The 12007-nt window shown below is 62.2% G+C and carries 12 protein-coding genes; 6 read left to right on the top strand and 6 right to left on the bottom strand.

The annotated features are described in order from the left end of the window. Positions 1-64 precede the first annotated feature (64 nt). Positions 65-553 carry a VOC family protein gene (locus tag R2B70_RS11680; RefSeq protein ID WP_318161536.1) on the bottom strand — a complete coding sequence of 163 codons (489 nt, stop codon included), beginning with the start codon at positions 551-553 and terminating at the stop codon, positions 65-67. 47 nt (positions 554-600) lie between these two features. After that, positions 601-813: a hypothetical protein gene (locus R2B70_RS11675; RefSeq protein WP_318161535.1), complete on the bottom strand. Its 213-nt coding sequence runs from the start codon at positions 811-813 to the stop codon at positions 601-603. A gap of 429 nt (positions 814-1242) precedes the next feature. Between R2B70_RS11675 and R2B70_RS11670 the strand changes: the two genes are divergently transcribed. Next, positions 1243-1992 (top strand): class I SAM-dependent methyltransferase, encoded by a 750-nt coding sequence (locus R2B70_RS11670; RefSeq protein ID WP_318161534.1) that lies wholly within the window; start codon positions 1243-1245, stop codon positions 1990-1992. A 309-nt stretch (positions 1993-2301) separates the two neighbouring features. Then, positions 2302-3870, top strand: a complete 1569-nt coding sequence (locus tag R2B70_RS11665; protein ID WP_318161533.1) for a diguanylate cyclase domain-containing protein — start codon at positions 2302-2304, stop codon at positions 3868-3870. Positions 3871-4004: 134 nt separating this feature from the next. On the opposite strand, the gene R2B70_RS11660 is transcribed toward R2B70_RS11665, so the two are convergent. Continuing rightward, positions 4005-4250 carry a hypothetical protein gene (locus R2B70_RS11660; protein ID WP_042076661.1) on the bottom strand — a complete coding sequence of 82 codons (246 nt, stop codon included), beginning with the start codon at positions 4248-4250 and terminating at the stop codon, positions 4005-4007. A 118-nt stretch (positions 4251-4368) separates the two neighbouring features. On the opposite strand from R2B70_RS11660, the gene R2B70_RS11655 reads away from it, so the two are divergent. Further along, complete coding sequence (locus tag R2B70_RS11655; RefSeq protein ID WP_318161532.1) at positions 4369-5658, top strand: MFS transporter; 1290 nt, start codon at positions 4369-4371, stop codon at positions 5656-5658. Positions 5659-5717: 59 nt separating this feature from the next. Here R2B70_RS11655 and ahpF read toward each other — a convergent pair whose 3' ends face one another. From ahpF to R2B70_RS11640, 3 genes are all read right to left on the bottom strand, one after another. Continuing rightward, positions 5718-7298 (bottom strand): alkyl hydroperoxide reductase subunit F, encoded by a 1581-nt coding sequence (gene ahpF / locus R2B70_RS11650; protein ID WP_318161531.1) that lies wholly within the window; start codon positions 7296-7298, stop codon positions 5718-5720. Positions 7299-7440: 142 nt separating this feature from the next. Beyond that, on the bottom strand, positions 7441-8007 hold the full coding sequence (ahpC, locus tag R2B70_RS11645; RefSeq protein WP_042076637.1) for an alkyl hydroperoxide reductase subunit C: 567 nt from the start codon (positions 8005-8007) through the stop codon (positions 7441-7443). 628 nt (positions 8008-8635) lie between these two features. Continuing rightward, entirely contained in the window at positions 8636-9082 is a 447-nt protein-coding gene (locus R2B70_RS11640) for a CBS domain-containing protein (protein ID WP_042076634.1), read from the bottom strand. A gap of 211 nt (positions 9083-9293) precedes the next feature. On the opposite strand from R2B70_RS11640, the gene queA reads away from it, so the two are divergent. The 3 genes from queA to yajC all read left to right on the top strand — a co-directional run bounded on the left by queA (position 9294) and on the right by yajC (position 12002). Next, a complete protein-coding gene (gene queA, locus R2B70_RS11635) occupies positions 9294-10361 on the top strand; it encodes a tRNA preQ1(34) S-adenosylmethionine ribosyltransferase-isomerase QueA (protein ID WP_318161530.1) in 1068 nt (355 codons plus the stop codon). Positions 10362-10479: 118 nt separating this feature from the next. After that, positions 10480-11616, top strand: a complete 1137-nt coding sequence (gene tgt / locus R2B70_RS11630; RefSeq protein WP_042076631.1) for a tRNA guanosine(34) transglycosylase Tgt — start codon at positions 10480-10482, stop codon at positions 11614-11616. 50 nt (positions 11617-11666) lie between these two features. Further along, entirely contained in the window at positions 11667-12002 is a 336-nt protein-coding gene (gene yajC / locus R2B70_RS11625; RefSeq protein WP_042076628.1) for a preprotein translocase subunit YajC, read from the top strand. The last annotated feature ends 5 nt before the right edge of the window (positions 12003-12007 follow it).

Here is a 12007-nt window from a genome sequence, read left to right as displayed (position 1 = left end):
AGCCAATATGCACAAGGCCACCCCCAGGGGTGGCCTTGTTGTTTGTGGCGCCCGCGCAAACGGGCTAGTCGCCCCGGCGCGCCGCCTCGATAGTGGCAATGTCAATCTTGCCCATCTGCATCATGGCCTCGAAGGCGCGTCTCGCTGCCTCGGGGTCGGGATCGCTTATCGCCTCGATGAGGACCTGGGGGGTGATCTGCCAGGAGATGCCCCACCTGTCCTGGCACCAGCCGCACTCGCTCGCCTGACCGCCGCTGTCGATGATGGCGTGCCAGTAGCGATCCGTCTCGGCCTGGCTCTGGGTGGCCACCTGAAACGAGAAGGCCCAGTTGTGGTTGACCCCGGGCCCGCCGTTGAGGCCGAGGCAGGGGATCCCCATCACGCTGAACTCGACCGTCAGCACGTCCCCCTGCTTGCCGGCGGGATAGTCGGCCGGGGCCCGGTGTACGGCACCGACGGCGGAGTCGGGGAAGGTTCGGGCGTAGAAGTGCGCCGCCTCTTCGGCATCCCCGTCGTACCAGAGGCAGATCCGGTTCTTTGCAGCTTGCGTCATCTCATTTCTCCGTTGAAAACAGCGGGACAGTTGCCGGCCAGGCGCTGCTATTGGGCCGGAGGGGCGGCCGATACGGACGCCGCCTCGGTGGCGTCGACGGCGGCACTCAGGGCCTCGTTGAACTGATCCAGTTGCGCCCTGGCTTGATTGGCCTGCTCCGCCTGGAGTTTTCCGGTGGTTGCCGCCGTGCTGAGCAATTCGCCGCCGCACCCGGTCAACAGGGCAGTGATGAGTGGCAGCAGGTATCTGGATGTCGACATGGATCCCCCGTACGGTCTGGTGGTCAATGGTGTGCGCCTCCCTCGGCGAGGCCGTTCAGGGTTGAGTGTAGTGCCAGAGTGAATAGGGAAGCTCGAAGAGGCGTCAATCCCTTCCGTCTCACTCCGTCATGGGCCAATGCCTCATCACTGGGGCCTCTGCCAGGTTAAAGCCTTGTCCTAGCTTGAATGCCCTGCTTTTGCGGTCTGGCTGTCGCGACCACTCTACCAGTTCCCGATGAGCCCATGCTCAGGGGGATATCATTAAGGCGCAGTGCATGGCACGCGCCGATGCTGACGGAACTTACGCTGGCCAGGTCCGTTTTTTGTGGCAGTCAAGTGCCCTCATGCGGTTGCCCCGACTCTGGATGTTGGTGCAGGATGCCTGAACGGCATCATGCGACCCGCGTGATCCACCACAAGGAGCGAGCGATGGACAGTACCCAGCGATTCTCGACCCGGGTCGAGGCCTATGTGAAATACCGCCCCGGTTATCCTGCGGCCATGCTGGATTTTCTGGCCAGCGACTTGGCCATGGGGCCTGAGGCCCAGGTGGCCGATATCGGGGCGGGCACCGGCATCCTGACGGCCCTGCTGGCCCCCCGGGTGGCGCGAGTCTGGGCGGTGGAGCCCAATGACGAGATGCGGGCGGCCGCCAGACGGCTGCTGGCGGATGTGGGCAACGTCGGCTGGTCCCACGGCAGTGCGGAGGCCACCGGCCTGCCGGCGGGCTCGGTGGATCTTGTGACGGTCGCCCAGGCCTTTCACTGGTTCGATCGCACAGCCTTCCGACTGGAGTGCCAGCGCCTGCTCAAACCCGGTGGCCGGATCGCCCTCATCTGGAACGATCGCCTGATGAACACCCCGTTTCTCGAGGCCTACGAGGAGGGGCTGCACGCCTACTCGGGGGATTACGAGGAGGTCAATCACCGCAACCTGGACGAGGCCGATTTTCGTGCCTTCTTCGAGGGGGAGTATCGGCTCGATCGCTTCGAGAACCAGCAGCTGTTCGATCTCGACGGGGTGCTGGGGCGGCTCAACTCCTCCTCCTATGCCCCAGCCGTCGGCACCCGGGCCCACGATCAGATGACGGCGCTCATCCGCCGTGCGTTTGAGCGCCATGCGGTGAACGGCAAGATAGCGTTCAACTATTGCACCCTGGTCTACAGCGGCCGGGTATAGCGAAGCGCGAGTGGAAAGGGGCGGGAGGACGGCCGGGTCGCCGATCGCCTGCCCCTGTGTCGGCGCTTTTCCTGGCCCGGAGATCAGCGCCGTCGCCCAGGTTTTTCCTTGACCAGAAAACACTCAGCATCTCCCTGTTTTATCAGATAAAACCGTATTTACCCCCCAAATCTGCCTGAATCGTGCTTGAACAAGGCCGCGAAAGGATTCGCCCTCTCGAAAGTGATAACGGCATACTGCGCGCCTTTTGATGGCAGCCCCGTCGGTATCTCGGGGCAAGCGAAAAGGGTAATGGGCAGGATCCAGGGTATGTTGACGTTCAGACGCACGCAGAAAAATTTCACCTTCATCACGGGCTATCTCTGGCTGCTGGCCTTGCCGATGCTGCTCGGGATTGGCGGCCTGTTTGCCCTGTCGGTCTACAACCACGGCGTGGTCGTGGAGCAGAAACTGGCCAGCCTGAACGGCATGGCGGTGGTGACGGAAGACAGGATGCTCGACCACCTCGAGCAGCTGATGTCCGTCGAGGTCACGGCGGACCTGCTGACCCCAGTGTTCTCCTCGACCGAGGCCAGGCAGGTGTATCGCGAGCGGTGGGGCAACATGGCGGCCCTCGATCCCCTGGTGACGCTGATCTTTCATGCCGATTCGAACGGCTATTTCTTCTCCGGCAGCAAAGAGGCGGACCAGGCCTGGGTCAATGCCAGGGCCAATGTGCGATCCAGAGCCTGGTTCAAGGGGGCGCTGGAGGCCCGGACGTTTTACTGGACCCCGGCCTATCAGGACATCTTGACGGGCGACTACATCCTGACCCTGGCCCATCGTCTGACGGATGGCCGGCAGCAGGGTGAGCAGGGGGAGCGGGTCATCGGCATCGACGTGAACGTTGCACAGTGGTCCAAGATGCTCAGGGACATGCTGTATGGGGACAATGCCGTGAGCCACATGGTGATTGACCGGCGCACCCACCAGATCCTGGTGAGCTCGCAGTCGGCCAACAACGGCCAGATCCTGCAGGCCCCCTGGCTGGCGCGCCTGACGGCGCACTCCGGCTCCTTCTACTCGGACCTGAGCAACGAATATGTGGCCTACGGCACCCTGCCGGACCGGGAGCACTGGATGGCCATCACGGTACAGCCAAGGCGAGACTCGGTCGCCGCCATGGGGGGAGGCCTGGCGCTCGGGCTGCTGGTCATTGCCTGCGCCCTCTTCATCACCATGTCGGCCTTCTTCCGCCTGCGCCTGCTGGTGCTCATCGACAACCTGGCCGGCCGGATCCGTCGACTCGGTGCCGGCTCGCGAGAGGCTCGGCCGGCGAGTGCGCTGCCCGCCTTCCCGGAGATGGCCTTGCTGGATCAGGAGCTTGATCAGGTGTCAGATCACCTGCAAGAGTCGTTTGACCTGGCCCACAGGGACGCACTCACCGGCAGCTACAATCGGCGGTTTCTGGATCAGCGTCTGCGCCAGCTGCACGAGGAGGGGAACTGCTTTGTCCTGGCCCTGGTCGACCTGGACAATTTCAAGCAGCTCAACGACGTCTACGGCCATGCCGGCGGCGATGCGGCGCTGTGCCGCAGTGTCGAGCTGGGACAGACGTTGCTGGGCGAGGGGGTCTTACTGTGCCGCTACGGTGGGGAGGAGCTGGTGGCCCTCTTCGAGCAGCACTCGCTGGCAGAGGCCGAGCGGCTGATGGAGCTGTGGCGGTGCCAGCTCAGCGAGCAGAAATGGCGGGAGAAGGGGATGCGGGTCACCTTCAGCGCCGGTATCGGCACCAGCCTGGGCCGATCCCCCGAGGTGCTGATAGCCCTGGTCGACAAGGCGATGTATCAGGCCAAGCGTGCCGGCAAGAACCGCATCCATCGCATCGAGGAGGCATAGGCAGCGAGCGTCTGCCTGCCGCTCACCCCGCTCATGACAAGACCCTCGCCACGGGGGACGAGGGCCTTGTGTCAAGTGGGCAGCCTGCCACATCGGTGCGATGCGGGGCAGACCGTCGCGCGGCGAGCCGGCGACTAGCCCTCGTCGATGCCGAGAATGGCCATGGCCTTGGCCAGGCTATCGACGGATTCCTGATGTTTGCCTGCCTTGTGCAGGCTCTCTCCTTCGGCCCTGAGCTGCTTCACCTCGGCCAGCCGCTCGGCGCTGAGCGCCGGGTTTGTGGCCAGGGCGTCATCGATCTTCTTCATGTCCATGGGACAGTGGAAGGCGAGGGCGCTGGCGGAGAAGAGCAAAGTTGCCAACAACAGCGTGAGTCTCATCTTGACGACCTCCATGATGGGATCCCGTTAAGGATAGCCTCTCAAAAATGGGGGCGGTCGGTTGAAGTGGGCAAGAAACAGACGCTACCATGACCGTTTTACCCCGAGGGGAGGCGTCATGGCACTCACGAGATTGTTCTCACCCCTGACCAGTCTGGTGGTCTTCATCCTGGGTCACGGCCTGTTCAACACCCTGCTGACGGTGCGCCTCTCCGCCGAGCAGGTGTCCGCCCAGGCCATCGGCCTGGTGTCGGCGGCCTACTTCGGCGGCCTGGTGCTGGGGGCCTTCGTCAACGCCCGTCTCATCATTCGGGTGGGCCACATTCGGGCCTATGCGGCCTATGCCTCCCTGCTCTGCTTCCTGTTTCTGCTCCACGGCATGGTGGTGGATCCCATCGCCTGGACCGTGCTGCGGCTGGTGGGGGGCTTTGCCACCGGCGGGATCTTCGTGGTGCTGGAGTCCTGGATGCTGGTTTCCAGCACCCCGGCCAACCGGGGACGGCTGATGTCCCTCTACATGATCCTGCTCTATGGCTCCCTGGCCATGGGGCAACAGCTGCTCAAGTGGGTGGACCCCATGGTGCTGACCCCTTTCGCCCTGTGCGCCATGGCGGCGACCCTGTCGGTGGTGCCCCTGGCGATCTCCCGGGTATCGACCCCGGCCATGGTGGCCCCCCAACGGGTCGGGGTGCGGGAGCTGGTGCGCCTCACTCCGGCGGGGATGGGCAGCAGCTTCACCTCGGGCCTCATCCTCGGGGCCATCTACGGCTTGTTGCCGCTCTATTTTACCGACAGCGGTGCCACTCTCTCGCGGGTGGCGGACATGATGGCGCTGGTGATCCTGGGGGGCATGTGCCTGCAATACCCCATAGGCCGGATGTCCGACCGCCATGACAGGCGGCTGGTGATCCTGCTGCTGTGCAGCGCGCTGACCCTGCTCGCCCTCATGATGGTGCTGCTGCCAGGCGCCTGGCGTGCGCCGATCGAGGGAGGCCTGATCTTTCTGCTGGGGGGGATGGCGTTCTCCATCTACCCCTTGAGCCTCAGCCACGCCTGCGACGAGCTGCGCCCGGATCAGGTGCTGGGGGCCAACCAGGGGCTGCTGCTCGCCTACAGCCTGGGGGCCATGATAGGGCCGCTGCTGGCCCCCTCGGTCATGTGGCTGTTCGGGCCGCAGGGGCTGTTCGTCTACTTCGCCCTGTGCGGCCTGCTGCTCTCGGGTTATCTGGGCAGGCGCAGGCGGCAGCGGGCCCCCATTCCACTGGCGGAACACCAGGTGTTCATGCCGGTGCCCCCCAACACCCCCATGACGGCGGAGCTGGAGCCGAGAACGGATCTGGCAGGGGAGGCGGTACCCGCGAGTTATGCCACGCCGGACGGGACAGCCCCTCAGGAAGGGAAGCCCTGACCGCGCAAGGCGCAAAAAAAAGCCGACTCAGGGAGTCGGCTTTTTGCTGGCGGAGCCTATCAGGCGGTCACGGCCTCTGCCTTGGCGGCCTCGGGGGCCGGCGTGCGGATGAGGTAATCGAACGCCCCCAGGGCGGCGGTGGCACCGGCCCCCATGGAGATGATGATCTGCTTGAACGGCACTGTGGTGGCATCCCCTGCGGCGTAGACGCCGGGCAGGGAGGTGGCGCCCTTGGTGTCGATCTCGATCTCGCCGAAGCGGGTCAGGGCCACCTCGCTCCCTTTCAGGAACTCGGTGTTCGGGACCAGGCCGATCTGGACGAAGATGCCGGCGACGGCGAGGTGCTTGATCTCGCCCGTGGTGCGATCCTCGTAATCCATGCCCACCACCTTGCTGCCGTCACCGATCACCTCGGTGGTGCGGGCGTTCATGATGATGTCGATGTTGCCCATGGAGCGGGCCTTCTTCTGCAGCACGTCGTCGGCGCGCAGGGTATCGGCGAACTCCACTACTGTGACGTGTTCGACGATGCCGGCCAAGTCGATGGCCGCTTCTATACCGGAGTTACCACCACCGATCACCGCCACCCGCTTGCCCTTGAAGAAGGGGCCGTCGCAGTGGGGGCAATAGGCCACGCCCTTGGTGCGGTATTCCACCTCACCCGGCACGTTCAGGTCACGCCAGCGGGCACCGGTCGCCAGGATCACTGCGCGGCTCTTCAAGGTGGCACCGGAGGCGAGATCCACGTTGACGTAGCCATCCTTGCTGATGGCGGCGGCGCGCTGCTCGGTGATCACTTCCACGCCGTACTGCTTGACGTGCTGCTCCAGGCTGGCGGCGAGCTTGGGGCCCTCGGTGTAGGGCACGGAGATGAAGTTCTCGATGCCGACGGTGTCCATCACCTGGCCGCCGAAGCGCTCGGCGACGATGGCGGTGCGAATGCCTTTACGGGCGGCATAGATGGCCGCCGCGGCGCCGGCCGGGCCACCGCCCACCACCAGCACGTCGTAAGGCGCTTTTTCGCTCAGTTCGGCGGCCTTGCGCTCGGCGGCGCCGGTGTCGAGCTTGGCGACGATCTCTTCTAGGGAGGTACGGCCCTGGCTGAACGGCTGGCCGTTCAGGTAGACGTTCGGGACCGCCATGATCTGGCGCTCGTTCACCTCGTCCTGGAACAGGGCACCGTCGATCATGGTGTGACTGATGCCCGGGTTCAGGGTGGCCATCAGGTTCAGGGCCTGCACCACGTCCGGGCAGTTGTGACAGGAGAGGGAGATGTAGGTCTCGAAGTGGAACTCACCCTTCAGGTTCCTGACCTGCTCCAGCACGGCCGGATCGGCCTTGGAGGGGTGGCCGCCGCTTTGCAGCAGGGCGAGCACCAGGGAGGTGAATTCATGACCCATGGGAATGCCGGCAAAGTGCACGCGCGGGGCTTGGCCCTTCGGCGCGATGCTCATGGAAGGCTTGCGGGCGGCAGTACCATCGGTCAGGGAAATCTTGGGGGACATCTCGGCTATCTCGGTGGCCAATGCCAGGAGCTCTGCGGATTTGTCGCTGTCGTTGCCGGACACGCTGATCTCGATGGGATTGACGATGTACTGCAGGTAACCGTTGAGTTGTTGTTTGAGGTTGGTATCTAACATGGTCGAATTCCTTCTGTCTGAATGCGGGTCGGCGGTATGGCTGAATACTGAAAAGGCTGTGCCGAAAAGCAGGCCGTCACCCTTGAGCTAGGCCGGAAAACAGACCGGCCCTGAAACGGGCCGGTCTTTGGAGCGGGGAGGCTTAGATCTTGCCTACCAGATCCAGGGACGGGGCCAGGGTGGCGTCGCCTTCCTGCCACTTGGCCGGGCACACTTCACCCGGGTGAGCGGCAACGTACTGGGCAGCCTTGACCTTGCGCAGCAGCTCCAGGGCGTCACGGCCGATACCGCCGGCGTTGATCTCGACGATCTGGATGACGCCATTCGGGTCGATGACGAAGGTACCGCGGTCAGCCAGGCCAGCCTCTTCGATCATCACGCCGAAATTGCGGGTGATGGTGCCGGTCGGGTCGCCGATCATCGGGTACTGAATCTTCTTGATGGTGTCAGAAGTGTCGTGCCAAGCCTTGTGGGTGAAGTGGGTGTCGGTGGAGACGGCGTAGATCTCGACGCCCAGCTTCTTGAAGGCAGCGTAGTTGTCGGCCAGGTCGCCCAGCTCGGTCGGGCAGACGAAGGTGAAGTCAGCCGGGTAGAAGAAGACCACGGACCACTTGCCTTTCAGGTCAGCGTCAGACACCTGAACGAATTTGCCATTGTGGTAGGCGGTAGCGTTGAACGGCTTGATTTCGGTGTTGATGTAGGTAGACATGTATTTGCTCCTTGGTGATGTACATATGCCGGTCTGGTGTTGAAGAGTCGTGCCAGACGAGGCGCTTAACTTTCGATGGAGGCATCATAGGGCTTTTCGCTAATCGATCAAAGCCACAATTTTGAATCACTTAAATCTATTTATTAGATAGCCCATCCCAACTGTACCTAACATGAATATCTCAAGTCTTCTGAGATAACTCATTGTCGAAGTTCAATTTCTGTCCTGCAGTTCACATTTTCAAGTCCCGGATGGGATCTTGTTTTATGGATGGCATGCATGGGCGTGCCGCAGACGCGGCGGAGAGGGGAAGAACGCGGGCAAAAAAATCCCGGCGCGGTCGCGAGGACAGGGCCGGGTCATCAAACAAGGAATGGCGATAAAAATGCTTTACAGCAAAGACTAACTACGGGGTGTGCAAACTTGCGGATATATGAAGAGAAGACGTGGGTGCACAATCCTCATCACCTCTTCGGCAACCATTGCATGGATCGCATCATAGTGTGATGAGGATCACAAAGCAAGAATATGGTGTAATTTTTCAATCAAACTGAAAGTGTTTCAGTGTTTTAGCCGAAAAATAAGGCTGAAAACGCTTTTATTGTAATTTAATTTCATAAATAAGTGATCAGAAGTCGGTGGGGGGCTCCTGCTCTTCCATCAGCTCCAGCAGGTTGATGGCCACCGCGATGAAGTCAGACTCGGTGACGATGCCGATCAGCTTGCGCCCCTTGAGTACCGGCAGGCAGCCATATTTGTGGCGCTGCAGGTAGAGGGCCGCCTCCTTGATGCCGGCGTGGGGGTCCACGCTCGCCACCTGGCGGGTCATGATCTCGTCGAGCTGGACGCTGTCGGTGAACTCCGCCTCCCGCTCCGGGTTGATCAGCAGCAGCTTGGATTCGCGGGTGGCCAGGATGTCGGAGAGGGTGACCAGTCCCAGCAGATGCTGGTGCTCATCGACGATGGGGATGTGGCGGATCCGCTCTTGCTGCATCAGCTCCATCGCCTGCTTGACGCTGTTTTCCGGACCCAGGGTGAAGGGGTGTTCGGTCATGATCTCGGAGAGGGTCATCATGGTGGGCCTCCTTGTGTATCTATCTTCACCCTAGCCCAGCCCGGAGGGGCGGAATATGATCGGGGTCAATACAAAAGATTAAAGATTTTTTAACGGGTGTTGCCTCACATAATTGCCCGCTATCCCTTGTCTGCCTTGGGTTTTTGGTCTTTTGGGTTGCCTTGCAAGAGGGGGATAACTAGACTAGCCGCCGATTCCCCCGAGGTGAAAGATGCAAGTATCCGATTTTCATTTTGATCTGCCAGACGAGCTGATTGCCCGCTATCCGATGGCGGAGCGGACCGCCAGCCGCCTGCTGCAGCTCGATGGTCAAACCGGCGCCCTGCGCCACGGTCAATTTGTGGATGTGCTGGACCAGCTCAATCCCGGCGACCTGCTGGTGTTCAACAATACCCGTGTCATCCCGGCGCGCATGTTTGGTCAGAAGGCCAGCGGCGGCAAGCTGGAGGTGCTGGTGGAGCGCATCCTGGACGAGCACAGCGTGCTGGCCCACGTCCGCTCCTCCAAGTCCCCCAAGCCCGGCACCCGCCTGATCCTGGACGGTGGCCCCGATGGGGAGAAGGTGGAGGCCGAGATGCGTGTCCGCCACGACGCCCTGTTCGAGATCCATTTCCTGGATCCGCGCCCCGTGCTGACCATTCTGGAAGCCATCGGCCACATGCCGCTGCCCCCCTACATCGACCGCCCCGACGAGGACGCCGACAAGGAGCGCTACCAGACCGTCTACAACCAGAAGCCGGGTGCCGTGGCGGCGCCGACCGCGGGCCTGCACTTCGACGAGCCGCTGCTCGAGAAGATCCGCGCCAAGGGGGTGGAGCTGGCCTTCGTGACCCTGCACGTGGGGGCGGGCACCTTCCAGCCGGTGCGGGTGGAGAAGATTGAAGATCACCACATGCACTCGGAATACGCCGAAGTGCCGCAGGAGGTGGTGGACGCCATCGCGGCGACCCGTGCGCGCGGTGGCCGCGTGATTGCCGTGGGCACCACCTCGGTACGTTCGCTGGAGAGCGCGGCCAAGGCGACCCTGACCCAGGGCAAGCCGCTGGCACCCTTCTTCAGCGACACTGACATCTTTATCTTCCCTGGTTACCAGTTCCAGGTGGTCGACGCCATGATCACCAACTTCCACCTGCCCGAATCCACCCTGATCATGCTGGTCAGCGCCTTCGCGGGCTATGACAATGTGATGGCCGCCTATCAGGCCGCCGTGACCGGGCAGTATCGTTTCTTCAGCTACGGGGACGCCATGTTCGTCACCCGTCGCCGGGCGCAAGGTTAAGCCTCGCACTTCAGAAGCCGTTCAGGGTCTGCTTGTCAGGATCCCGGCCGGCTTCTTTATTACCGGGCCCTCGGGCCCTCCGTTGTCAGACTGTTTCTCTGACTGAATCGAGGTAGCAATGAAATTTGAACTGAAAACCACCGACGGTCGCGCCCGCCGCGGCCAGCTGGTATTCGAGCGCGGCGTGGTCCAGACCCCGGCCTTCATGCCGGTCGGCACTTACGGCACCGTCAAGGGGATGACCCCGGAAGAGGTGCGCGAGACCGGCGCCCAGATCCTGCTCGGCAACACCTTCCACCTCTGGCTGCGGCCGGGGCAGGAAGTGATGCGCGCCCACGGCGACCTGCACGACTTCATGAACTGGCAGGGGCCCATCCTGACCGACTCCGGCGGCTTCCAGGTGTTCAGCCTGGGGCACATCCGCAAGATCACCGAGGAGGGGGTGCACTTCCGTCATCCCATCAACGGCGAGAAGATCTTCCTGGACCCCGAGAAGTCCATGGAGATCCAGTACGATCTCGGCTCCGACATCGTGATGATCTTCGACGAGTGCACGCCCTATCCGGCCACCTACGAAGAGGCGCGCAAGTCCATGGAGATGTCCCTGCGCTGGGCCAAGCGCTCCCGCGCCAAGTTCGATGCCCTCGGCAACAAGAACGCCCTGTTCGGCATCATCCAGGGCTCCGTCTACGAGCCGCTGCGGGATGTGTCGCTGGACGGCCTGCTGGAGATCGGCTTCGATGGCTACGCGGTCGGCGGTCTCGCCGTGGGTGAGCCGAAAGAGGACATGCACCGCATCCTCGACCACGTCTGCCCGAAGATCCCGGCCGACAAGCCGCGCTACCTGATGGGGGTGGGCAAGCCGGAGGACCTGGTGGAAGGGGTGCGCCGCGGCATCGACATGTTCGACTGCGTGATGCCGACCCGCAACGCCCGCAACGGCCACCTGTTCACCACGGACGGTGTGGTGAAGATCCGCAACGCCAAGTACCGCGAGGACACCAGCACCCTGGATGCGGACTGCGACTGCTACACCTGCAAGAACTACACCCGCAGCTATCTGTACCATCTGGACAAGTGCAACGAGATCCTCGGTGCCCGTCTGAATACCATCCACAACCTGCGTTATTACCAGCGTGTGATGCAGGGTTTGCGGGACGCGATCGAGCAGGGTAAATTAGACGACTTTGTAACTGAGTTTTACCGTCGGCAAGGGAAGCCTGTGCCTCCACTGGCTGAAAATGACGTGAAATAACAACGATATATAAGTTAGTTATCAAATCTACATCAATAAGAGGTTGTTAAATGAGCATTATCTCCAAGGCGTATGCAGAAGGCGCGGCTCCGGCGGCACAGGGTGGTGGCATGGAAATGATCATCATGCTGGCCGTGTTCGGTCTCATCTTCTACTTCATGATCTACCGTCCCCAGGCCAAACGCGCCAAGGAGCATCGCAACCTGATGAGCTCCCTGACCAAGGGCGACGAAGTGCTCACTTCCGGTGGCCTGGTCGGCAAGATCGCCAAGGTCTCCGCCGACAGCGACTACATTGTGCTGGCCCTGAACGATCAGACCCAGGTCACCATCAAGCGTGACTTCGTCTCTGCCGTTCTGCCCAAGGGTTCTATCCAGTCCCTCTAATCTCC

The sequence above is a fragment of the Aeromonas sp. XH genome (genome assembly GCF_033348475.1).
In the GTDB taxonomy this organism is placed as follows: domain Bacteria; phylum Pseudomonadota; class Gammaproteobacteria; order Enterobacterales; family Aeromonadaceae; genus Aeromonas; species Aeromonas sanarellii.
The sequence above is the reverse complement of the archived record's forward strand: the minus strand, read 5'-3'. Positions and strand labels throughout refer to the sequence as shown.